The 24,211-nt window shown below is 44.7% G+C and carries 22 protein-coding genes; 5 read left to right on the top strand and 17 right to left on the bottom strand.

Going from position 1 to position 24,211, the window contains the following annotated elements:
• Positions 1–21 precede the first annotated feature (21 nt).
• The 5 genes from CVD23_RS17000 to CVD23_RS16980 form a co-directional block, all read right to left on the bottom strand.
• Positions 22–480: a MaoC/PaaZ C-terminal domain-containing protein gene (locus CVD23_RS17000; protein WP_101666659.1), complete on the bottom strand. Its 459-nt coding sequence runs from the start codon at positions 478–480 to the stop codon at positions 22–24.
• A gap of 320 nt (positions 481–800) precedes the next feature.
• Entirely contained in the window at positions 801–1,739 is a 939-nt protein-coding gene (gene mdh / locus CVD23_RS16995; RefSeq protein ID WP_101578156.1) for a malate dehydrogenase, read from the bottom strand.
• Positions 1,740–1,831: 92 nt separating this feature from the next.
• Positions 1,832–3,100 carry an NADP-dependent isocitrate dehydrogenase gene (icd, locus tag CVD23_RS16990; RefSeq protein ID WP_101578155.1) on the bottom strand — a complete coding sequence of 423 codons (1,269 nt, stop codon included), beginning with the start codon at positions 3,098–3,100 and terminating at the stop codon, positions 1,832–1,834.
• A 195-nt stretch (positions 3,101–3,295) separates the two neighbouring features.
• On the bottom strand, positions 3,296–4,417 hold the full coding sequence (gene citZ / locus CVD23_RS16985) for a citrate synthase (protein ID WP_101666658.1): 1,122 nt from the start codon (positions 4,415–4,417) through the stop codon (positions 3,296–3,298).
• Positions 4,418–4,851: 434 nt separating this feature from the next.
• A complete protein-coding gene (locus CVD23_RS16980) occupies positions 4,852–5,310 on the bottom strand; it encodes a DUF441 domain-containing protein (protein ID WP_101578195.1) in 459 nt (152 codons plus the stop codon).
• 216 nt (positions 5,311–5,526) lie between these two features.
• On the opposite strand from CVD23_RS16980, the gene ytvI reads away from it, so the two are divergent.
• On the top strand, positions 5,527–6,654 hold the full coding sequence (ytvI, locus tag CVD23_RS16975; protein WP_101578153.1) for a sporulation integral membrane protein YtvI: 1,128 nt from the start codon (positions 5,527–5,529) through the stop codon (positions 6,652–6,654).
• A 137-nt stretch (positions 6,655–6,791) separates the two neighbouring features.
• Here ytvI and CVD23_RS16970 read toward each other — a convergent pair whose 3' ends face one another.
• The 8 genes from CVD23_RS16970 to dnaE all read right to left on the bottom strand — a co-directional run bounded on the left by CVD23_RS16970 (position 6,792) and on the right by dnaE (position 17,810).
• A complete protein-coding gene (locus tag CVD23_RS16970) occupies positions 6,792–7,178 on the bottom strand; it encodes an FxsA family protein (RefSeq protein ID WP_101578152.1) in 387 nt (128 codons plus the stop codon).
• A 119-nt stretch (positions 7,179–7,297) separates the two neighbouring features.
• Entirely contained in the window at positions 7,298–9,058 is a 1,761-nt protein-coding gene (pyk, locus tag CVD23_RS16965; protein WP_101666657.1) for a pyruvate kinase, read from the bottom strand.
• A gap of 33 nt (positions 9,059–9,091) precedes the next feature.
• Complete coding sequence (pfkA, locus tag CVD23_RS16960) at positions 9,092–10,051, bottom strand: 6-phosphofructokinase (RefSeq protein WP_101578194.1); 960 nt, start codon at positions 10,049–10,051, stop codon at positions 9,092–9,094.
• Between the two features lie 366 nt (positions 10,052–10,417).
• Positions 10,418–11,395 carry an acetyl-CoA carboxylase carboxyl transferase subunit alpha gene (gene accA, locus CVD23_RS16955; protein ID WP_101578150.1) on the bottom strand — a complete coding sequence of 326 codons (978 nt, stop codon included), beginning with the start codon at positions 11,393–11,395 and terminating at the stop codon, positions 10,418–10,420.
• Entirely contained in the window at positions 11,389–12,258 is an 870-nt protein-coding gene (gene accD / locus CVD23_RS16950) for an acetyl-CoA carboxylase, carboxyltransferase subunit beta (protein WP_101578149.1), read from the bottom strand. Before accD ends, accA begins: the two co-directional genes overlap by 7 nt.
• Before the next feature lie 192 nt (positions 12,259–12,450).
• Positions 12,451–13,014: a FadR/GntR family transcriptional regulator gene (locus CVD23_RS16945; RefSeq protein WP_245917488.1), complete on the bottom strand. Its 564-nt coding sequence runs from the start codon at positions 13,012–13,014 to the stop codon at positions 12,451–12,453.
• A gap of 68 nt (positions 13,015–13,082) precedes the next feature.
• Positions 13,083–14,321, bottom strand: a complete 1,239-nt coding sequence (locus CVD23_RS16940; RefSeq protein ID WP_101666656.1) for an NAD(P)-dependent malic enzyme — start codon at positions 14,319–14,321, stop codon at positions 13,083–13,085.
• Positions 14,322–14,444: 123 nt separating this feature from the next.
• Entirely contained in the window at positions 14,445–17,810 is a 3,366-nt protein-coding gene (gene dnaE / locus CVD23_RS16935; RefSeq protein WP_101579648.1) for a DNA polymerase III subunit alpha, read from the bottom strand.
• Positions 17,811–17,999: 189 nt separating this feature from the next.
• On the opposite strand from dnaE, the gene CVD23_RS16930 reads away from it, so the two are divergent.
• Both CVD23_RS16930 and ytrI read left to right on the top strand, forming a co-directional pair.
• Complete coding sequence (locus tag CVD23_RS16930; RefSeq protein WP_101579647.1) at positions 18,000–18,341, top strand: YtrH family sporulation protein; 342 nt, start codon at positions 18,000–18,002, stop codon at positions 18,339–18,341.
• Positions 18,338–18,841, top strand: a complete 504-nt coding sequence (gene ytrI / locus CVD23_RS16925; protein ID WP_101579646.1) for a sporulation membrane protein YtrI — start codon at positions 18,338–18,340, stop codon at positions 18,839–18,841. Before CVD23_RS16930 ends, ytrI begins: the two co-directional genes overlap by 4 nt.
• Before the next feature lie 35 nt (positions 18,842–18,876).
• Here the strand turns inward: ytrI and CVD23_RS16920 are convergent, their stop codons facing one another.
• The gene (locus tag CVD23_RS16920; protein ID WP_101579645.1) at positions 18,877–19,812 is read right to left on the bottom strand and encodes a DHH family phosphoesterase; all 936 of its coding nucleotides are present in this window, start codon (positions 19,810–19,812) and stop codon (positions 18,877–18,879) included.
• A gap of 125 nt (positions 19,813–19,937) precedes the next feature.
• Here CVD23_RS16920 and CVD23_RS16915 point away from each other — a divergent pair, with 125 nt between their 5' ends.
• The gene (locus CVD23_RS16915; RefSeq protein WP_101579644.1) at positions 19,938–20,249 is read left to right on the top strand and encodes a YtpI family protein; all 312 of its coding nucleotides are present in this window, start codon (positions 19,938–19,940) and stop codon (positions 20,247–20,249) included.
• A gap of 100 nt (positions 20,250–20,349) precedes the next feature.
• On the opposite strand, the gene CVD23_RS16910 is transcribed toward CVD23_RS16915, so the two are convergent.
• The 3 genes from CVD23_RS16910 to CVD23_RS16900 form a co-directional block, all read right to left on the bottom strand.
• Positions 20,350–21,669: a CBS domain-containing protein gene (locus tag CVD23_RS16910; protein WP_101666655.1), complete on the bottom strand. Its 1,320-nt coding sequence runs from the start codon at positions 21,667–21,669 to the stop codon at positions 20,350–20,352.
• Positions 21,670–21,798: 129 nt separating this feature from the next.
• Positions 21,799–22,047 carry a hypothetical protein gene (locus CVD23_RS16905; protein WP_101579642.1) on the bottom strand — a complete coding sequence of 83 codons (249 nt, stop codon included), beginning with the start codon at positions 22,045–22,047 and terminating at the stop codon, positions 21,799–21,801.
• Between the two features lie 82 nt (positions 22,048–22,129).
• Complete coding sequence (locus CVD23_RS16900; protein WP_101666654.1) at positions 22,130–22,810, bottom strand: metal-dependent hydrolase; 681 nt, start codon at positions 22,808–22,810, stop codon at positions 22,130–22,132.
• A 166-nt stretch (positions 22,811–22,976) separates the two neighbouring features.
• On the opposite strand from CVD23_RS16900, the gene CVD23_RS16895 reads away from it, so the two are divergent.
• Positions 22,977–24,074, top strand: coding sequence for a M24 family metallopeptidase (locus tag CVD23_RS16895; protein WP_101666653.1), 1,098 nt, complete (start codon positions 22,977–22,979; stop codon positions 24,072–24,074).
• Positions 24,075–24,211: the final 137 nt, after the last annotated feature.

Here is a 24,211-nt window from a genome sequence, read left to right as displayed (position 1 = left end):
GTTTGCATATCCCAGAGAAGATCAAAAATTATCAAGTGCCGGTTCGTAGGGAGGGCACACGGAAACGGAACCATTAATAACGGTTTCTCCATGTTCATCCGTGGCATGGATGGTGATCTGAACAGTGTTGTTTTCTTTGTTAACGTTTGTCACTTCAAACAGAAATTGAACGGTTCCATAATGGTAAACCGGATTTGTAAATTCAATCTCAGTTTTTAAAATATGGCTGCCGGGACCGGGTAAATATTTCGACACAGCTGATGTTATAATACCCGTTAGCATAATGCTCGGAACAATCGGCTTTTTATAAGGCGTTTGCGATGCATAATCATGTTGGATATAAAGTGGATTTGCATCATTCGTTAACCCTAAAAAGAGCAGCAAATCTTTATCCTCAATTTTTTCTGTTAATGTCAGCTTTTCACCGACCGAAATCTCTTCGATTCTCCTGCCGAGCTTTCGCTTTTTTCCGAGTAACATTCGCCTGCGCACCCCTCTTTACATATGATACTGAAACGACAAAAGCAGACCTGGTCTTCTTATTATATTACCTCAGTCTACTTCTATTATTCTTATTTTATAACATGCTTGAATAAATTTCATAAAGCATTTCTTAATTGAAAAACGAACAATTATTTTAAAGTAAATTAGTATTATATTGAATCATCCTGGTTTGTTGAGACAATTTAATTCGTTTTCGGTTTAGCTTATTACATTGTGAAATTACTCGCTTAAAAAAAATTCGGGGAAAGCCCCCGAATTTAGTAACCCTTTTTCAGAAAGAACCGGCACAGCGTCCCTTAAGCAAGAACAGTCATTACATTGCGAACCGCTTCAGCTGATTTATCAAGAGCTGCCTTTTCATCTGCGGTTAATTCAAGTTCGATTACTTTTTCAATGCCATTACCGCCCAGAATCGTCGGTACTCCAAGATAAATTCCGTCATAACCGTATTCTCCTTCAAGATAAGCAATCGAAGGAAGAACACGGCGCTGATCTTTAAGAATAGCTTCGCACATTTCGACGAGAGAAGCAGCCGGAGCATAGTAGGCGCTGCCATTGCCGAGCAGGTTGACAATTTCACCGCCGCCTTTGCGCGTGCGCTCAACAATTGCTTCAAGGCGCTCTTTCGGAATAAGCGCTTCCAAAGGAATGCCTCCTGCATAGGAATAGCGGACAAGCGGTACCATCTCATCTCCGTGTCCGCCCAAGACGAAACCAGTGATGTCTTTAACGGAAACATTTAATTCCTGGGCGACAAATGTCCGGAACCGTGCTGAATCAAGAACGCCCGATTGGCCTATGACCCTGTTTTTAGGGAAACCGGATTCTGTAAAAACAGTGTACGTCATCGCATCGACCGGATTTGTCAGGACAACTATAAAGCTGTCAGGTGAATGTTTAACAATCTCGCTGGCAACGCTTTTCATAATTTTTTGGTTTGTCTGTACTAAATCATCGCGGCTCATACCAGGCTTCCGGGCAATCCCTGCAGTAATCACGACAATATCAGAATCCTTTGTGTCCTCATAGCTGGAAGTGCCGGTAATGTTTGCATCAAATCCCTGCACAGGGCTGGCCTCAAGCATGTCTAAAGCCTTCCCCTTAGTCGGATTTTCCATTTGCGGAATATCAACGAGCACAACATCGCCCAGCTCCTTTTGCGCAAGTAAAAAGGCCGTTGTTGCACCAGTAAATCCCCCACCAATTACTGAAATCTTTTTGCGTTTCAATGACATTGCAATTTCCCCCTTTGTTTTGTCCCATTCCAATTGTTCGTTATGTAAGCGGCCGTTCGTTTAAGAACAACCGCCCGGTTAACTTGTTGATGTTACTCCATATTCTTGATTAATTCGTCGCCGAATTCAGAACATTTTACCTCTGTGGCACCGTCCATCAGACGGGCAAAATCGTAAGTGACTACTTTTGAAGCAATTGATTTTTCCATGGATTTGACGATCATATTCGCTGCTTCCGTCCACCCTAAATGTTCAAGCAGCAATACTCCGGAAAGAATAACGGATGAAGGATTCACCTTGTCCAATCCGGCATACTTTGGTGCTGTTCCATGTGTCGCTTCAAAAATGGCATGTCCGGTTTCATAATTTATGTTGGCGCCCGGGGCAATCCCAATTCCGCCAACCTGTGCAGCAAGTGCATCAGAAATATAGTCGCCATTCAGGTTCATCGTCGCAACAACATCAAATTCTTTCGGACGAGTGAGAATCTGCTGCAGGAAGATATCTGCAATCGCATCCTTGATAATGATTTTGCCGGCTGCATCAGCTTCGGACTGAGCTTTATTGGCAGCTTCTGTACCTTGCTCGTCTTTAATACGGTCATACTGGGCCCACGTAAAGACTTTATCCGCGTATTCTCTCTCCGCCAGCTCGTAGCCCCAATTTTTAAAGGCACCCTCAGTAAATTTCATAATATTCCCTTTATGTACGAGTGTGACAGACTTGCGCCCTTCCTTAATCGCATAGTCAATCGCAGCACGGACTAAACGGCTTGTACCTTCCTCTGAAACAGGTTTGATCCCGATTCCCGAAGTTTCAGGGAAACGGATTTTGTTTACGCCCATTTCAGTTTGCAGGAAATCAATTAATTTCTTCACTTCATCCGAGCCTTTTGCATATTCAATGCCGGCATAAATATCTTCCGTGTTTTCACGGAAAATAACCATGTCCGTATCTTGTGGGCGCTTAACCGGTGATGGTACCCCTTCAAACCACCGGACAGGACGCAGGCAGACAAATAAATCAAGTTCCTGGCGCAGTGCCACGTTTAATGAGCGGATGCCGCCACCGATTGGTGTTGTTAACGGTCCTTTTATCGCGATTAAATATTCATTAATCTCTGCCAAAGTTTCTGCTGGCAGCCATTCACCAGTTTGGTTGAAGGCCTTTTCGCCGGCCAATACTTCTTTCCATACAAGCTTGCGCTCACCTTTATAAGCTTTTTCTACTGCTGCATCCAAAACTCGTGAAGATGCGGCCCAAATGTCCGGTCCTGTACCGTCTCCCTCAATAAAAGGTACAATTGGATTATTAGGCACGTTTAATGCCCCGTTTTTCACCGTAATCTTTTCACCCTGCATTCTTTTTTCCCTCCAAGTTCGTTGAAAAGCCCCGGGCCATGTGTCGTTTGCGCAGTCCTTTAGTTGGACAGCTAAACCAGATGTCAGCCGGGCCTTTCTATACTGAATCGAAGGTTAGAAGGGCTTTAAACTTCTAACCTTGGTCCCTCTTATTCTACTACAGCCCTTTTTGACAAAAAAGTAAAAAGAGATTCTTTATGACTGCCTTTGCTCGATAGGAACATAATTTTGCATGCCTGGTCCTGTATAATCAGCGCGAGGGCGGATTAATCGGTTGTTTTCATATTGCTCCAGAATATGGGCAAGCCAGCCGGACACACGGCTCACAGCAAAGATCGGTGTAAAAAGATCATGATCAATACCAAGGCTGTGATAGACAGATGCAGAATAGAAATCGACATTAGGCGGCAGATTCTTTTCCCCGGTTACAATCGCTTCAATTTTTGTCGACATTTCGTACCAGTGCGGCTCGCCCGTAAGATGCGTAAGTTTTTCCGACATCTCTCTCAAATGTTTCGCACGTGGATCCCCCTGCCGGTAGACTCGATGCCCGAAGCCCATGATTTTCTCTTTCTTTTCAAGCTTACCCCCGACGTACGATTCAACATTATCCAACGTTCCAATTTCAGTAAGCATCTTCATCACCGCTTCATTTGCCCCGCCATGCAAAGGACCCTTTAACGCGCCAATGGCCGCGGTTACGCCGGAATAAACATCAGACAATGTTGCCACACAAACGCGCGCAGTGAATGTAGATGCATTCAATTCGTGGTCGGCATGAAGAACTAAAGCTTTGTTAACCGCCTCGACCGCAATATCTTCAGGTTCGTTTCCTGAAAGCATGTACAGGAAGTTAGCTGCAAAACTCAAATCCGTTCTTGGTGCAATAGGCTCGAGCCCTTTTCGAACGCGGGCAAACGCTGTAACAATTGCCGGCATTTTTGCCTGTAAACGGATTGCTTTTGTATAGTTTGATGCTTCATCCATGGAATCAGCTTCTTCATCATACAAACCCAATAACGACACTGCAGTGCGAAGCGCAGCCATTGGGTGGACTTTATTGATCGGATACATTTTGAAATGGTCCAGTACTTCCTTTGGCAATGCAGCATTTTCAGCGAGCTGTGTTTTCAGTTCCTTAAGCTCGGCACTGGTTGGCAGCTTGCGATGCCATAAAAGGTAAATAACTTCTTCAAAGCTGGCATTTACTGCCAGATCATCAATGTCATAACCAACATAGGTTAAAGTGTCATCGATGATGGAACTAATTGAGGAAGTTGTAGCAACTACCCCTTCAAGACCTCTTGTTACTGTCATAAGAATCTCTCCTTTACGTATTAAAAATTCCCCATTCCCATTCGTCTGTAAACATTATAATAGAGCTGGAAACCAACCATTTCCAGCAGATCAGAAATTAAGCTTTTCTGATATTGTAATATAAGGCCAGGAATATGGCCCAATAAGCCGGCTTTATGGGCCGATCGACAGACCAAATTTTGCATCTATTACGCTATTATTTGCCAAATCGAGCGCTTGCTCAGAAAACGGCTAAAAAGAAAATGCTTACATTTCCAGATAGTTAAAAAATAAACAAAACAATAAATTGATAGCATGCGCTTACAAGTCCTATTATAAACAATTATCAGATTTTTGTGAACGAAAAGAATCTAAAATGTGAAAAAATTATTATTTTATAAAAAAAATAAAGGCTAAAATTGCCGAATGAGAAAAGACTGAATGCATCCCTGCTTTCATTTGAATAGCTCAAATATTTTCATTGCTATATAAGCAATACCTGCTCCAATCAGCGGACCTACCGCTATGCCTTTGAAAAGAGAAACCGCCAAAATCGTTCCAAGCACAAGGGCCGTCGTAATATGAGGGTCTTCCGCCAGCAGGGTTATTCCTCCTTTTGCAATCAAAGCAACGGCCATTCCAGAAAGCAGGGCGATCCAGGCGTATGGCGATTTAAAAGCAGCAGTTAAATCCTTCAGGCCAATTTCCCCGGCTGCAATCGGGGCCAGAACGGCAATCGTAATGATGGTAACTCCCCAGTTGATTCCCTTTGACTGAATATAAGTGAAAATTTTCGAGTCAACACCAACCAGTTTTAACGCTAACAGAACCGCTACAGCAAACATTAACGATTGGTTTTTTGCTATAAACCCTATGACCAATAGAATAATCATAAATATTAAAGGCCCTGACATATGGATCACCCTTCCGCTGTTAATATTATTGCAACATAACAAGGGATTTTCAACTTCCGCTGCCATAACTATTTCACACACCATCGACGCTTAGCCTTCACAATTGGAAGGAAAAAAATGCGGTTGTTGAGAATAAATGTTAAAATGATAAATACGAATATTAAAATTGCACCAGTTGTTGTTTACATACAATCAGCTCATATAGGGGGGGTATTTTTGAATCCGTTATACATACAAAGATCATTAAGATTTATTTTTGTTGTCGCAATCATCGTTTTATCCGTGATTGCTGTTTATCACGTATCAAAAGTTACTTATCCTTTTTTGATTGCCATTCTGATTGCGCTCTTCATTAATCCGCTCGTTGGATTTTTTGAAAAAAAAGGACGTATCCCGAGAGGACTTGCTGTTATTCTCGCTTTAACGATAATTATTGCCATTTTTGCCGGTCTCATCACTTTGCTTGTTGCCGAAATCGTCTCCGGAGCAGATTATCTTGCAAACATGGTACCGACACATCTGGACAAGCTAATTGATTACATTGAAGAATTTTTCGTTGCTCAACTCATCCCTTTATACAACCAGCTGACAGGCTTATTCAACAACCTGGGGGCAGGTCAACAGGATACGATCATCAGCAATATCGAGAATGCCGGCAGAACAATCGGGACAACCGTAGGAACTTTTATCAAAAGCTTTTTCGAAAACATTCCCGCGGTTATCTCGTGGATTCCCAATGCGGCAACCGTAATAATTTTTTCCTTGCTTGCAACTTTCTTTATCAGCAAAGACTGGGACCGGCTTTCTGCATGGTTCGGAAAACTTATTCCGACACGCGCCAAAACAAGCGGCAAAACAGTTTTTGCAGACCTGAGAAAGGCTTTATTTGGCTTTGCCAAAGCCCAGGCCACCTTGATCGCGATTACAACCATTATTATTCTAATCGGCCTGCTTATCCTTCGTGTGGACTATGCAATCACCATTGCCCTTGTCACCGGGCTAGTTGATATCATCCCATATCTCGGTACAGGAGCTGTATTTGTTCCATGGATTATCTACTCGATCATCTCGGGAGATGTCAGTCTTGCAATAGGCCTTGGCGTCCTTTATCTGATCGTCATCGTTCAAAGACAGATAATGGAACCCAAAGTTCTCTCATCAAGCATAGGAATAGATCCGCTCGCAACACTCGTTGCTTTATTCGTCGGCTTCAAGCTGATCGGCTTTCTTGGCCTGATCATCGGTCCCGTAACCCTTGTCATATTAACTACTCTGCATAAAGCCAATGTTTTTCGCGACCTCTGGGCTTTTATAAAGGGTGATGACGAGCATCGGCCTGCATAATTTTTAAATAAACTTTTTGGGGAGCTCAGCCTTTAATAGGAGACTCCCCTTTCTTTATGACCAGTTGATGCACTGTTAATCTCAAAAATAAGAAACTCGCCGATTGGCGAGTTGAAGGCTCAAGCAAATAGCGATCGTTATCTGATAATGGTGACATGCCCTTTGTCAATCCACTTTTTAAAAGCTTTCAACAAGTAGATTTTTAAAACCTTTCTTGTTGGCGGGGCCAGCAACAGCAACCCTGCCACATCTGTAATAAAACCAGGAGTCAACAGCAGGGTGCCGCCGATTAACACACAGCCCCCGTCCAAAAGGGCATCTCCGGGAAGTTGACCATAGCGAAGCTGCTCCTGGATTCTGCGAATTGTTTGCAGTCCCTGCTTCTTTGCCAGGTAAGCTCCAAGAACTCCGGTAAACAAGATTAAAAATATCGTCGGCCAAACGCCCAAAATTTGGCCTGACAGCATTAAAACAGCGATTTCCGCTGCAGGTATAATGATCACTAACAAGAGAATAAAACGCATATTTTTTTACCTCCAGCAATCTGCATAAACACAAGTCCGTTTCATTTATTATACGATCTCTTTGTAAAAAACAACAAACAAAAAGAGAGGCGGGGCTTCCTCCGCCTCTCCCATATTTATTAAAGAACGCTTGCGTGACCGTTATAAATGACTCCCCTGGCAGAATCAACGGTGATGTCCTGGCCGTCTGTGAATATCTTTGTGGCGTCCTGGACACCGACAATGACAGGTATGCCAATGCTTAATCCCACGACAGCGGCATGGCTTGTTAAGCCGCCTTCTTCAGTAATTAACGCACTGCATTTTTCAATCGCAGGCACCATTTCCCGATCCGATCCGATTGTCACCAATATTGAACCGTCTTTCACCTTTGCAAGTGCTTCCTGGGCATTGTGGGCAACAACAACCTTGCCGAATGCTGACTTCCGGCCGATACCCTGCGCTTTTACGAGAACATCACCGACTACATGAATTTTCATTAAATTCGTAGTACCAGCCTCGCCGACCGGTACGCCGGCTGTAATGACAACTAAGTCCCCAGCTTTAACAATTCCGCTGTTCAAGCTTTCTGCTACGGCTCGGTCAAGCATTTCATCTGTCGTTGTTGACTCTTTACCCAATTGAGGATACACACCCCAAACAAGTGCCAGGCGCCTGCAGACAAAATCATTCGAGGTAACCGCAACAATCGGAACCTTCGGGCGATACTTGGAAATCATTCTTGCCGTATGACCGCTTTCAGTTGGGGTAATGATCGCATGCACATCCAGATTAAGAGCCGTATGGGCAACCGATTCTCCAATTGCATCGGTAATATTATGCTCGTTATCCTTGCTTCGTTTTGACAGGATCTCTTTATGATTTAAAGCCGTTTCCGCACGGCGGGCAATATTATTCATTGTTTGGACCGCTTCAACCGGATATGAGCCTGCCGCCGTTTCACCGGAAAGCATAATCGCATCAGTTCCGTCAAAAATGGCATTCGCCACGTCACTCGCTTCCGCCCGGGTTGGCCGCGGATTGCGCTGCATGGAATCAAGCATTTGTGTTGCCGTAATAACCGGTTTTCCCTGAGCATTACATTTTTTGATCAACTGCTTTTGGACAAGCGGCACTTCTTCGGCCGGAATTTCCACTCCAAGATCACCACGGGCAACCATTAGGCCGTCAGAAACCTCGAGGATTTCATTAATATTATCGACGCCCTCCTGGTTCTCAATTTTCGGGATGATATGGATGTGCGAAGCATTATTATCCTGAAGAAGCTGGCGAATTTCCAAAACATCGGTCGCCCTGCGCACAAAAGAAGCCGCAATGAAGTCAACCCCCTGCTCAATGCCAAATAGGATATCGTTCGCGTCTTTTTCTGTAATACCCGGGAGCTTAACTGCTACGCCAGGAACATTCACACCTTTTTTGTTTTTCAATACTCCGCCGTTTAACACCTTTGTCCGGATTTCATTATTTGCTTTATCAATTCTGATAACATCCAAAGCGATCAGGCCGTCATCAAGCAGAATTTTTGAACCCGTATGAACATCGTCAATCAACCCTTGATATGTAACCGAAAATTTCTGTGTTGTTCCGAGAACCTCGTTCATTGATACCGTGATCTCCTGGCCGGCCGTTAATTCAACTGCATCATTTTCCATATCATTGGTCCGAATTTCAGGACCTTTTGTATCAAGCAAAATCGCCACGGTGTTCCCGCTGCGTTCTGCTGCTTCACGAATATTTTTGATCCGCTGGCCATGTTCCTCGAAATTGCCGTGTGAAAAATTCAACCGGGCTACATTCATCCCCGCTTCTATTAATTGAGAGAGCTTTTCGACCGATTCACTTGCAGGGCCAATCGTACAAACGATTTTAGTTCTTCGCATCTTCATTAAACCTCCTGTAAAATGAGGGACTTATTATATTGAAAGTTCCTTTGATAATTTATATAAGTCAAGATCCAGCGTATGTTCCTTTGCCAATGCCTCAATGAGATCATAATCTACAAGCCGGTTATTTTCTATTCCGACAGCACGTCCGCCTTTACCATCTATTAAAAGCTCTACGGCACGCGCTCCAAGACGGCTTGCCAGGACCCGGTCAAAAGCGGTCGGTGAGCCGCCGCGCTGCACATGTCCAAGCACGGTAACGCGAGTATCAAAGTCAATTGCTTCTTTTATTTGTCTTCCAAATTCTTCTCCACTCATCACGCCTTCAGCGACCACGATAATACTGTGCTTTTTGCCACGTTCCTGGCCTTTTTTGAGGCGACTTGCGATTTCACTTATATCATAATCTTCCTCAGGAATCAGGATCGTTTCCGCACCGCCTGCCAAGCCTGACCATAAAGCGAGGTCCCCGGCATTTCGTCCCATAACTTCAATGACAAATGTTCTTTCATGGGAGGAAGCAGTATCTCGGATTTTATCAATCGCGTCAATGATCGTATTTAAAGCTGTATCAAAGCCGATCGTGTATTCAGTTCCCGGAATATCATTATCGATCGTGCCGGGAACACCGACGCATGGGAAGCCCTGCTCTGTTAACGCTTTTGCCCCCCTGTACGAACCGTCTCCGCCAATGACAACAAGCCCGTCAATGGAAAGCTTTTTTAATTGCTCAATTCCTTTTTGCTGGCCTTCCTTCGTTTTAAACTCCTCGCAGCGCGCTGAATAAAGAGCTGTACCGCCGCGGTGAATAATGTCCCCGACTGAACCAAGTTCAAGCTTTTTAATATTGCCGCTGATAAGCCCTGCATATCCTCCATAAACACCGTAAACTTCAATATTATGGTATATAGCTTTCCGGACAACCGCGCGAACAGCTGCATTCATTCCCGGCGAATCACCGCCGCTTGTCAATACTCCGATTCTCTTCACTGTCATCACCCCGATATTAATTAAAAAATATGTAAAAGTAATTACCCACATCAGATGCCAGGCAACTGCAGGCTCTTCATCCCAAGCCTGACGAGTCCCAAATATGCAGGGTGCTTTGACCGATTATTAGTGGTCCACAGCCTCTTTTCCATTATCTACAGAACACCCTTGAATATTTCTAAAATAACATGAAGATTCCCTTATCTCAACAGAATCCTCAACATAACTGATATAGACGGAATTATCGGTTAACTGGAAGCGTTTTCTCGAGAAAATTTCACTGAAAAGTCCCTGTTACCTACATATTCCTAGTGAAAATAATACATTTTTACTAAAAAAGAAAACGTGCTATAAAAGAGCACGTTTTTAGTTTACCCCGGCCATTTCATTTAAAAACGAATAATCACCAATTGCTTTATACTTTTCATAACGATGGGCGACAAGTTTTTCACCACTGAGTCCGGATAATTCTTTTAATGATTTTTTTAGGATAGAATTGATTTCCGCTGCCTGCTGCTTGACGTCATTATGGGCTCCCCCTCTGACTTCGGAAATAATCTGATCAATGATCCCAAGTTCCTTTAAATCAGGGGCGGTTATTTTCATGCTTTCAGCTGCCCGTTTTGCCTGGGATGCATCTTTCCATAATAAGGCGGCTGCTCCTTCAGGGGAAATCACTGAATAGGTCGAGTTCTCAAGCATGTGGATATGGTTGCCGACACCGAGTGCAAGCGCGCCGCCGCTTCCTCCTTCACCGATGACAATGCATACGATCGGCACTGACAAACTTGCCATTTCAAAAAGATTGCGGGCAATTGCCTCGCTCTGACCCCGTTCTTCAGCGGCTTTGCCGGGATAAGCTCCCTTCGTATCAATAAAGCATACAATTGCCCGGTTGAACTTCTCGGCCTGCTTCATTAGCCTTAATGCTTTGCGGTAGCCTTCAGGATGGGGCATGCCAAAATTGCGGCGAATATTTTCCTTCGTATCTTTTCCGCGCTGGTGGCCAATAACCGTGACCGGCATTCCATGGAACCTTGCAATCCCGCCAACGATGGCTTGATCATCACCAAAGGTACGGTCTCCATGGCTTTCAAAGAAATCGCTGAACAAAAGCTGAATATAGTCAAGTGTTGTTGGCCTGTTTGGGTGTCTGGCAATTTGAACCCTGTCCCAAGGTTTTATATTTTCGTATATATCCTTCTCAAGCTTTTCAAGCCTTTTTTCAAGCTTGTCTATTTCCGAAGACAAATCTACATCAGTGCTTTGCGTAAATTCCTTTAGCTCGGTTATTTTTTTCCTTAATTCTATAACCGGCCGCTCGAATTCGAGCTCTCCTACCACTTCAGGTCACCTCCAGGTGTATGGATATCAAGGATTACCCCGATTTGGTCCTTTAAATCTGCCCTTGGGATGACAGCATCAAGCTGACCATGCTTCAATAAAAATTCTGCGGTTTGAAAGTCCTCAGGCAATTCTTCGCGAATCGTTTGTTCAATAATTCTCCGGCCGGCAAAACCAATCAGTGCACCAGGCTCAGCAATATTATAGTCACCAAGGGACGCAAAGCTCGCTGAGACGCCGCCAGTTGTCGGATGGGTCATGATCGAAATCATTAAACCGCCGTTATCGCTGAATTTTTTTAGAGCGACACTCGTTTTCGCCATTTGCATTAAACTGAGCACCCCTTCTTGCATTCGGGCACCGCCTGAAGCCGTAAAGATAATAAACGGCAGCGAAAGTTCATCTGCTTGCTCAATCGCCCGGGTAATCTTTTCCCCGACGACCGAACCCATGCTTCCCATTCGAAAGGTCGCATCCATGACAGCGACAACGGTCTTAATCCCGTTAACAGTACCGGTCCCTGTAATGACAGCCTCATTTATATTCGTCTTTTGGCGGTCTTTTTCAAGTTTTTCTATATAATCGGGAAAGCCAAGCGGATTATTCGAGACCATGTCTTTATTTGATTCCTGAAAGCTTCCTTCATCGAGAAAGCTTTCGATCCGTTCCTGAGAATTCATTTGGTGGTGGTGACCACAGTGTGTGCACACCTTTAAATTTTTCACAAGCTCTTTCGTATACATGATTTTCTTGCATTTCGGACATTTCGTCATGATTCCTTCCGGAACATCCTGCTTTGCTGTTTCCGATGGTATAGTCGCATATTTTTTCTTCTTTGATTTTGTGAAAATCTCTTTGAGCAAAATGAAACCTCCCTTGTTCGTAACGCTCAAGCAATCCGGTCAAAGCGCGGAGTAAAATAAACGATGAATAAAAAAATATTTAAAATGAGCAATAAAAAATGATTAAGTGGCCAGACCACTAAAGCCTTAAGTATCCCCAAGGTTGTCTACAATATATATAAATAGCTGTTTAAATCGTGTAGGAACTTGTCATTAGTCATTCGACAAGTTTCTTAACTGCCTGTATACAGCAACAGATTGGTTCTGTTCTTTATTCATCATTGCTTTAACTAATGAAAGATAATCACTTTTGCTAAGATGATCATGCGATAAATTTAAAGAATTATAATAATCCTTCAAGATTGTCCACATTCGCCAAAACAAATGATTATCAGAAAGCTTAACAACTTTTGAAAAAAAATCGTCGTCCGTAACATCTGAGCTCTTTACCCATGCTTCAAGCTCATGAAGTTGTTCAAGCGGATTTCTTTGCTGGATCAGCCGCAGGCAATCCATTTCGATTAGATGCTTCGTTTCAGTAATATCCCGCTTAGCTTTATCGTCCTGAAGAATAAATGTGCTGAGCAATTCGACAAGCTGATGGCCGCGGAAATCGCGCAAAAATGTGCCTTCCCCGCGCCGTGTTTCGATCAAGCCTAACAGTTCGATTGCCCGCAATGCTTCCCTGACGGAAGAGCGCCCGACGTTCAGGCGCTCCGAAAGCTCGCGTTCAGAAGGAATTTTGTCACCAGGCTTAAGCCCGTCTTCTTCAATCATTTTTCTAAGCTGCTTCACGATTTCAATGTAAATCTTTGAATGGCGTTCTGAGGGATTCACTTTTTCCCTCACTCGCTTTTCCCGATAATGGCAAGGTGTCGGGTCTTCTCTTTTATTTCTTCAGGATCGACTTTAATTCGCGCAACACCCGTTTCCATTGCCGCTTTGGCTACAGCCGCTGCCACTTCGGGTGCTACCCTTGCGTCAAATGGGCCGGGAATTACATAGTCGGCATAAAGCTCATCCCCGGTTATCAGGCCGGCAATCGCTTCGACGGCAGCCACCTTCATTTTTTCATTGATATGTGTAGCCCGGACGTCAAGCGCACCCCTAAAAATACCCGGAAAGGCAAGGACATTGTTCACCTGGTTAGGAAAATCGGATCGGCCGGTTCCGATTACCCTTGCCCCGGCTTCTTTTGCATCTGCGGGCATAATCTCCGGATTCGGGTTGGCCATGGCAAAGATGATTGGATCGGCATTCATCTGTTTGATCATTTCGATCGTTAAAGCACCCTCAACGGAAACACCAATGAACACATCGGCACCGCTTAACACATCGGCAAGAGTTCCTTCTAATTTTGCCCGATTGGTATATTTGGCAACACCTTCTTTAATGCTGTTCATTCCTTGAGGGCGGCCTTCATATATGGCGCCTTTTGTATCACACATGATAATATCTCTGACCCCATAGCTGTATAACAGCTTAATAATCGCAATGCCAGCGGCTCCGGCACCGTTTGCGACCACTTTGATCTCGTTCATTTTTTTGCCGACAATCTTCAGGGCATTCACAAGGCCGGCAACGGTAACGATTGCAGTGCCGTGCTGATCATCATGAAAGACGGGAATATTCGTTTCTTTTTTCAAGCGTTCTTCGATCACAAAGCAATTTGGCGCGGCTATATCTTCAAGATTCACCCCGCCAAAGGTCGGTTCAAGAAGCTTGACGGTTTCAATAATCTTTTCAACATCTGTTGTCCCAAGACAAATCGGAAAAGCATCAACCCCTGCAAAGCTTTTAAACAGAACGGCCTTCCCTTCCATTACTGGCAAAGCAGCTTCAGGGCCGATATTTCCGAGTCCCAAAACTGCAGTCCCATCGGAAACAACCGCTACCATGTTGCCTTTCATCGTATAGTCATAGACCGTTTCCGGTTTGTCGTAGATTTCCTTACAAGGTTCGGCTACGCCCGGTGAATACGCAAGACTAAGGTCTCTTGCATTCTTAACTTCAACTTTGGATTTCGATTCTAGTTTACCTTTATTAACGCGATGCATGTGCAATGCTTCTTCACGTAAACTCAAATTTCCCCACCCCTTCATTCTTCAAAAACACAGCTTATCAGACAAGACGCAGATAATCCTGCCCAGTGGTCAGACCACGCATTCTTCTTATCAATATATCATACTTGAAAAAGATGTAAAGAACTATTCTTTCAAAATAACATTGCTTTTTCCGAGGAAAGTTACTAATCCAGCAAGACAATTTTTTGAACCGTCGACTTTCATATTATCAGCCAATCGCACCGTTTTTTCAGTACTTTCATAATGAAGAACGACATGAATGCCGCCTTTGAAGCTCTTTAAGATCTCCTTTAAGCGGTTAAGCTGCTCCGGGTTTTCCTGATCCCGGCTGATTTTTAAATACAGGACAGGTTTATTTTTTGCCGATTGTTCCGCCCAATCTTTCAAATCATCGACGGCCTGAATGATCAGCTGTTTTTTCCCGTCTCTTTCCTCTAGCTTCCCATCCAGCAGTACGGTATTTCCTTGTTTTAAGAGGACCGCATATTTGCTGAATACTTGCGGAAAGGCGACCGCTTCAAGCTCTGCACCTGGATCGCTCAATGTAACAAAAGCCATTGCCTCGCCTTTTTTTGTGCGGATTTTGGTTACCTCTGTTATATAGGCAGCGGTGCGAACCCTTTTTCCCGGGACAGTTAAATCCCAAAGCTGCGGGATGCTTGCTTCTTTTAACTGTAGCTCGAATACGGAAAGCGGGTGGTCTGATAAATATAGGCCAAGCACGTCTTTTTCGGAAGATAGCTTTTCTTCTATTCCGATCGGATCCATCTCAACATGCTTCGGTTTTGGGAAGAAATCGTCATCGGCAAATAAATCGCCGTGTGCCACTCCTTCCGGTTTTACGAGCTGGGCATGGTCGAGCGCGACATCTATGCTTGCAAGCAGCACTGCCCGATCATGGCCAAATTCATCAAAACAGCCGGAATGAACGAACGCTTCAAGCGTTTTTCGATTAACTGCTTTTGAAGAAACGCGCAGGCAAAAATCGAAAATATCTTCAAAGCGTCTCTGCTTGCGGGCCGGAAATATCTCCTTTAACGCAGTTGCCCCAACTCCTTTGATGGCTGCGAGACTGTAGCGGATCGAATCTTTTTCAACGAGAAATGAGTAGCCGCTTTTATTGATAGAAGGAGGCAATATGCTAATATCCATCTGTTTCAGTTCACGAATGTACTGGATAAGCTTGGACTCGTTCCCCGCAGCCGACGTTAACAGCGCTGCCATGAAGAACAGCGGGTAATGAGCCTTCAGATAGGCGAGCTGGTAAGCAATAAAGCTGTAGGCAACCGCATGGCTCCGGTTGAATCCATAATTGGCAAAGCGGACGATCAGATCGTACAACTCATTTGCTGTCTGCTCATTGTAGCCTTGCTTGAGAGAACCTTGCACGAAATGGCTTCTTTCTTTATCGAGAACCGCTTTTTGCTTCTTGCTGACGGCCCTTCTGAGCAAATCTGCTTCCCCCAGTGTGAAGCCCGCCATTTTAGAAGCGATTTGCATAATTTGCTCTTGGTAGACGATCACTCCGTATGTGTTCTTCAAGATTGGCTCAAGGTCGGGATGCGGATACTCGATCTGCCGGCGCCCATGCTTACGGTCGATATAAAGCGGAATATTCTCCATCGGGCCCGGGCGGTACAGGGCGTTGACGGCAACGATGTCCTCAAAGTGTGTCGGCTTTAACCTTGTCAGCACTTTGCGCATCCCCTCCGATTCAAGCTGAAAAATCCCGGTCGTATCGCCGCGGCTTAGCAGCTCAAACGTTTTACTGTCATTAAAAGTGATGGAATGAATATCAATCTTTGCGCCGGTCTTTCTCTGAATATTGCTTATTATAGATTCAAGGAGAGACAGGTTTCTTAGGCCAAGAAAGTCCATTTTTAACAGTCCGATGTCTTCCAAATGCTCCATCGAATATTGGGTCAAGAAAACTTCATCATGCCCTCTCTGAATCGGGACAAGGTTGATTAACGGCTGTTCACTAATCACGACGCCGGCTGCATGGGTCGAAGTATGCCGTGGCAACCCTTCAATTTTCTTTGCTGTTTCGAAAAGACGCCTGTTAAAGTCCGATTCGTCGACAAACTGGCGCAGCGGGCCCGATTCCTTGTACGCCACTGCCAAACGGATTCCGAGCTTCGACGGAATCGATCTCGACAGCCTGTCCAGCTCCTTTGTATTCAAGCCAAATGCCCTGCCTGTATCACGAACGGCCGCTTTCGCCGCCAGTGTCCCGAATGTCGCGATTTGGGCAACATGGAGCTCACCATACTTTTGAGCAACATATTTAATCACTTCATCACGGCGGTGATCGGGAAAATCAATATCGATATCGGGCATGGAAATTCGTTCCGGATTAAGAAACCGTTCAAACAACAAATCATGTTCAATTGGATCGACATCCGTAATATATAACACATAGGCCACGAGTGAGCCGGCAGCAGATCCCCTGCCCGGACCAGTCAGGATCCCCGCGTCCCTCGCATACTTCATAAAGTCCCAAACAATTAAAAAGTAATCGCTGAAATTCATTTTTTGAATAATGCCAAGCTCGAAGGCAAGACGCTCACGGTGTTCATCACCCGGATTTCGATACCTTTCTTTCAGTCCTTGATAACAAAGCCGTTCAAGCATTTCCTCCGCCGATCCGCCATGTTCAACCGGATACTTGGGAAGATATTGTTTATTCATTTCAAGAAGAACATTGCAATTGTCCGCGATTTTGATCGTATTTTCTAAAGCATCCGGGTAGTCCGCAAACAACTCGGCCATTTCTTGGCCCGTTTTCAAATAAAATTGATCACTTGGCAGCTTTTCGCGCTGCTCATCCTGCAACTTGTCGCCATTCTTGATGGCCAGCAGGCATTCATGGGCAAAAGCATCCTCTTTGTTCAAGTAATGCACCCGGTTTGTCGCGACCAGCTGACTGCCTGCCGACCCGGCAAGCTTAACAAGCGCTTCAATTGACTCGGGTCTTTCCGTAGCGCTGTGCTTTTGCAGGCTGATAAAAAAATGGCCTTTTTCGAAGATTCCCGCATATGCCCGCGCAGCTTCCAGCGCTTTATCTGTTTCATCGTTTACGATATATTGTTCAATTTCACCTTCTGCACCTGGCGTTAAGGCAAAAATTCCTTCCGCATAATGCTTGAGCCATTTGACGGGAATGCCTTCGGGAGATTTCGTTTGCACAACACTTGTTATTTTAATTAAATTTTTAAAACCCAGTTCATTTTTAGCCAACAGAACGAGGGGATAAGCGCCATCACCGTTTAACCCGCTGATCACATCGACCGTCAGCCCGAGGATTGGCTTGATTGCATGCTTAAGGCATTCTTTATAAAAAGCAACGGCTCCATACATCACATTTCGATCTGTCAGGGCAAGCGAATGAAAGCCGCGTTCCTTTGCCCCAACCACAAGCTGTTCGATCGTTGCTGTACTATTAAGCAGACTATATGAACTGTATACATGAAGGTGGATAAATGACAAATGATTCACACCCTTATTCTTCTTCTCTTCATTATTATAGAACTTGCAAATTGAAAAAGAAAATATGTTTTCTTTTCTCCGGGGTAAACCGATCCATGCGCCTGCAATCTTATAATCATATTTAGCAGGGATTGTCCATATGATGAATTATCAGAGCCTTTATCATCAAATACAGGGATGGATAAAACAATGGAACGTGAACAACCCTTTTTTGTCGGTTTGATTGAAAGCTATTTTATTGCGCTCGGTGTCTTGCTTGGCGGGGCGCTGATCGGCGGCTTGGCCGCTTTTTTAACTGGGAAGCCGCCGCTGACGGAAATTGCCAGACTTGGTGCCATGATTCGAATCTGGGCGATTATTGCGGCAATCGGCGGAACCTTCGATACTGTCTACAGCTTTGAGAGGGGCATTCTTGAAAGTGAAACAAAAGATCTTTTCAAACACTCGCTGCTGATTCTTTCTGCTTTTGGAGGCGCGAAAACAGGGGCTGTTCTGCTTCACTGGCTGACCCAGGAGCATATTTCTCCATGAGAATTCCATCATATTATCGCCAGCCGGGCTGGCAGCGTTTCATTGCCGGTATGGCAATCGGCGCTATTATCAGCTGGTTTATCTTTTTGTATATATACGGGGTCTGGCAGGAGGAATACAGTAAAGACATTAAGAAACTGAGAGATGATATTGAGGAGCTGGAGGAAGATAAACAGATTTGGCAGGAGGAGTATAAGGAGTTAAACAAAAAAAATATTGAGCGGCTGACGGTTCAGGAGATAAAGGTGGAAATAAGCAATGGTGAAAAGTATCGCCTTGATCCTTTGAGTGTGTTTGAGGCTGAAAAAAAAGTAAAAGAGGACATCAAAATGATGCTCGCAAAGGATTTGGAAACCGTTTACAAAAGCAGGGAACTATTAAAAAGGGTCATCGAAAATAAACCTGTTCGCATAAACGAAAAAAGGTACAACATTAAGGTTGAAGAAGTTTTCATCTATACAACTCTGTATATCCAGCTCCGTCTTACTCTTGAAGAATAATCAACCAGGCCCTGCAATGAAGCAGGGCCTGCTGCTTATTTTAAGCAAGCCTCATCAATTTCTTTTAACACGGTCTCTGCCTCCGACCAGGAGTAGATCGACGCACCGGCGGCAAGCGGATGGCCGCCTCCTTTGTAATTTCGGGCAATCCCGTTGATCACTGGTCCCTTTGAGCGGAGCCTGACCCGGATTTGATCTTCTTCCTCAATAAAAAATACCCATGCTTTTATTCCTTTTACATTTCCAAGTACCCCGACTAAAAGTGATGCTTCTGATGGAACGACATCAAAACGGCCAAGCAGTTCTTTTGTCAGGAACATCGATGCCGCACCGCTTGGGCGCATCTCGAAATTTTGCAGCACATAGCCATTCAGTTTGACGAGGTTTGGCTTCATTTCATACATTTGATCGTAAAGCTCTGTTCGTGAAAAATCATAATGGATCAACTCACTTGCATACTTAAACGTCTTTTCTGTCGTGCTTGGAAACAGAAATCTCCCCGTATCCCCGACAATTCCAGCGTATAAAAGCCTTGCTGCTTGATTGGACATTTTTAAGCCTTGATCTTTCCCTGCCAGATAAAACTCGTAAATCATTTCACTTACGGAGCTGGCATCCGTGTCAACCCACATTAAATCCCCATAGGCATCCTCGTTTGGATGGTGGTCGATCTTAATCAGTTTATCGCCGAGTTTATAGCGGCTATCACAAATTCTCTCCTGATTTGCCGTATCACAAACGATCACGAGTGCTCCTTCGAATACTTCGTCCGATATGTCATCAAGCTTGTTTAGAAAGCGGAGGGAGGGATCTTCCTTTCCGACCGCAAAAATTTTTTTATCCGGGAATGACGTGCGCAAAATCTCGGCAAGACCGCCCTGTGATCCGTAAGCGTCAGGATCGGGGCGAACATGGCGGTGAATAATAATCGTTTCGTATTGGCGGATTGTATTTAAAATTTTTTCGAACATTATTTAGCTCCTTTGCTCACATGAATATTTTTTTAAAAATGACGATTCCTTATGTAAATGATAGCTTTTCCAGTCCAAAATCGTTAAAATAAGAGAAGCTTGTCGAATTTGGAGGAGTTTATAACATGCCAGTTCTGGTCATCTTAATCGTCATATCTTTATCGTTTTACGTATTTTATAAACTAAAATTTTTCAGGTGCAATCGTCCTCTTGAAAAACAATGGATTTCTGGAAAGTCAAGGATTGCCCTCGGAGCTTTCGTGGCCCTGTTTGGAATCAATCAACTGTTTCTATCCGGATCAACGGTTTCATATATTGTCGGTGCCGTCTTTATTGTCGTCGGCGGACTGAGCATCTGGGCCGGGTATAAAACTTATCAATTTTACCTGCCTAAAGCGATTCTTGAAGCCGAAGAGCTTGCAAAAAAAAGCAGGTAAGCGGTAAATTTGATTTTGTCCTTCGTAACTCGGACAAAGGTAAAGCCGTTTCCCCATCATCGGGAAACGGCTTTTTTTACATGCCGCCCCGCTTCTTGGCTTATGGCCGGTCGATGAGCTGGCACATCATCATCGTCTTGCCGACAAGCACTCCCTCGTTAAAGACTTCGACATCAACTTTCCCAAATTTCCTTCCGACTTCAAGAACTTTCGGGTAAATCTCGATAACGCTGTCTATTTGCACAGGCTTGATAAAGTATATTGTCATATTTTCAACAACCAGGTCCCCTTTTTTATAGCCTCTGAGAAACCGGTTTGCTGCTTCGGACACAATCGTCGTAAAGACTCCATACGAGATCGTCCCGAGATGGTTCGTCATCTGCGGCGTAACCTCACAGCGATAAACATCGTCGCCCTTCGTTTTTCCTTTCGTCAGCACAAGCTGGTTTGTGACAATATCGTCAATCGTTTCACCGACCTGGGGCTGGCGCTGGATCATTTGCAGTGCCTTCAGGACATCCTGTCTGCTGATAATCCCCTCGAGCTTGTTTCCATCATCGACAACCGGGAGCATTTCAATACCTTCCCATACCATCATATGGGCCGATGATGCCAAGCTTGTTTTTTCACCAACCGTCATCGGGTTTTTTGTCATGATTTTATCGATCGGAGTGTCGGGGCTGTGGCCGACAATATCTTTGGAAGTCAGCATCCCCTGTACCTTCATATTGTGGTCGACAACCGGGAAACGGCCATGCTGCGTCGCCTGGTTATGCTTATGCCAATCAGAAACTTTTTCATCCGTTCTTAAAAAGATCGTTTCCTCAAGCGGAGTCAAGATGTCTTCAACAAGAACAATTTCCTTTTTAATTAACTGGTCATAAATGGCCCGGTTTATCAACGTCGCTACCGTAAATGTATCATAGCTGCTTGAAATAATCGGAAGCTGCAATTCATCGGCAAGCTGTTTCACAGCTTCATCCGTATCAAAACCACCTGTTATTAAAACGGCTGCGCCTGCTTTTAAAGCATGCTCGTGCGCTCTTGTCCGATTTCCGACAATTAACAGGTTGCCTGCCCCGGTATAGCGCATCATCGCTTCAAGCTTCATTGCACCAATGACAAATTTATTAAGCGTCTTATGTAAGCCGGCTCTCCCCCCGAGAACCTGGCCATCGACGATATTGACCACTTCCGCATATGTGAGCTTTTCGATATTTTCTTTTTTCTTGCGCTCAATGCGGATTGTCCCGACCCGTTCGATCGTACTGACATACCCTTTGTTCTCGGCTTCCTTGATCGCCCTGTACGCTGTGCCTTCACTGACAGCCAGCGCCTTGGCGATCTGGCGGACAGAAATTTTTTCACCTACCGGAAGCTCATCGATATATTGCAGTATTTGCTCATGCTTTGTTGCCAAGACCTTCACCCTCTATAAAAATTTCCGCGGAATGTCCTAGAAAATTTTTCTTTTCCTTTATTATAAGGTCTTTACACCCATGAATACAATTCGATATGCGAGCTTCCAGTAAAAATGCAGCAAACATTGTTAACTCCCATAAGAGCGGGTTTTCCTTTTCGCGCCTTTTGGTCCGGAAAAACCCCGATTTCCCTGCTGTTTTATCGGAGCATAAATAAGCGCAGTTAAATTGCCGGCAATCACAAAAAGCGCGAACATGAGCCAGCTCACCGCAAACCATCCTTCCAGGCCCAAAGCAAACACAGAAAGGCGCGGAACTGCGATATAGAGAAGCAAGCCCCCCGCCAATAAACAAAATAAATATCGGTTCTTTTTCACGTTTGTCCCTCCTTCTTGTTCCATTTTTATGCTTGTATAGATAAAAAAAGCACAGCTCAGCCTCTGTGCTTTTTAATATTTGTTAAAGTTCGAGCGAGTCTCCTGCCTGCATTACCTTTCCTTCCTGGCCCTCGAGCATCCCGATAAAACGCTCCGGGTCCTGTTTGATCGGCGGGAATGTATTATAGTGAATCGGCACAACCAGTTTCGGATCCAACAGCTTTGCGGCATAGGCGGCATCCTCCGGTCCCATCGTAAAGTTATCGCCTATCGGCAGGAATGCAACATCGGCCGGATGGCGTTCGCCAATTAATTTCATATCGGAAAATAAAGCGGTGTCTCCGGCATGGTAAACCGTTTTGCCTTCCGCCATAAACAAAATACCTGCAGGCATGCCAAGGTAGATGATTTCCTTGTTTTCCGTCATCAGGCTTGACCCATGGAAAGCCTGCGTTAATTTGACTTTGCCAAAATCAAACTCGTATGCACCGCCAATATGCATTCCATGTGATTGGACTCCTTGCCAGCTTAAGTATGTAGCGATTTCAGCGTTTGCCACTACCAACGAATTGTTTCTCTTTGCCAATTCAACCGTGTCGCCAAAATGGTCACCATGGCCATGTGTTAACAAAATAACATCGGGTTTTACATCGTTCACATTCAAATCTGTTAATCCATTCCCGTTGATAAATGGGTCAATCAGGATCGTTTTATGATTGGTTTCAATTTTTACAACGGAATGCCCATGGTACGATACTTTCATTTTTTCCGCTCCTTTTAAAAAACAAATTTATACGATTACTTCAACAAAAGCAAAATTGATTCCTGCCTCGTTTTTCTTTTTACCCATATCCGCAGAAATATAAAAGTTTACTTTCTGAATCTGTCTTGCTAACCTGAAGCTATGAGAGATAGAAAGGGGTATGGCCATGAACAGGCGATTGCAGAAACTGTCCGAATGGATGAAAGAAAACGAAGTTCACGTAAGTTTATTATCTTCCCCGGAAAATGTGTTTTATTTAAGCGGGTTTAACTGCGAACCTCATGAACGTGTCCTGGCACTCGCGGTCTTTCGGGACGAAGAACCATTCCTCGTCTGTCCCGCCATGGAAATTGAGGATGCAAAGCGCTCTGGCTGGAGCGGCGAAATCATTGGCTACAGCGATATTGACCGGCCGTGGGAAATGATTAAAAATGCGATTGGCGCGCGGGGACTGGCTGTTGGCAAAGCGGCGGTTGAAAAGGAACACATGAATGTCGAACGCTTTGAGATTTTATCACAATTGTTTCCTGAAGCGAATTTCATTTCAGCTGAGGAAAAAATGAGAGTCCTGCGGATGATCAAAGATGAAAAAGAATTGAGCAAGATTCGCGAAGCATGCGAGCTGGCCGATTTCGCCATCGAAACAGGCGTCCAGGAAATTAAAGAAGGAAAAACCGAGCTTGAGATTGTTGCAGCCGTCGAATATGCCCTGAAAATAAAAGGCGCAACAGAGATGTCTTTCGCGACGACCGTGTTGACAGGCGCGAATGCAGCATCTCCGCATGGAACTCCGGGTATGGCAAAAGTGCAAAAAGGAGATTTCGTCCTGTTCGACCTTGGAGTAGTCGTGGACGGCTATTGTTCCGATATTACGCGAACCGTGGCCTTTGGAGAGATCAGTGAAAAACAACGGGAAATATACGAGACCGTTCTTCGTGCCCAGCTTGCAGCAGTCGCGGCGAGCAAACCGGGCGCCACCGCTGCAGAGATTGATTTGACGGCCCGCACCATTATTGCCGAAGCTGGATACGGACAGTTTTTCCCGCACCGGCTTGGCCATGGCCTCGGAATAAGCGTTCATGAATACCCGTCCTTAACCGAAACGAATCCGCTGCTTCTTGAAGAAGGAATGGTCTTCACGATTGAACCGGGGATTTACGTTCCTGGTGTTGCCGGAGTCAGAATTGAAGATAACCTCGTCATCACTGCAGATGGCGCCGAAATCTTGACAACGTTCCCGAAGGAGCTGCAAATCGTCAAATAAGCAGTATACGATTGGTTGCTGCTTCTGCTTGTAGAGTAGAAAACAGGAATTAGATATTGTCTTCTTGTCCTTGGGTTTCAGGGTGTTCCACCTTACTAAGCCAGACAGGGAGACAATTCCTTTTCCTGCTCCCCCTC

It is taken from the genome of Bacillus sp. V33-4 (assembly GCF_002860225.1).
Classification (GTDB): domain Bacteria; phylum Bacillota; class Bacilli; order Bacillales; family Cytobacillaceae; genus Bacillus_BJ; species Bacillus_BJ canaveralius.
The sequence above is the reverse complement of the archived record's forward strand: the minus strand, read 5'-3'. Positions and strand labels throughout refer to the sequence as shown.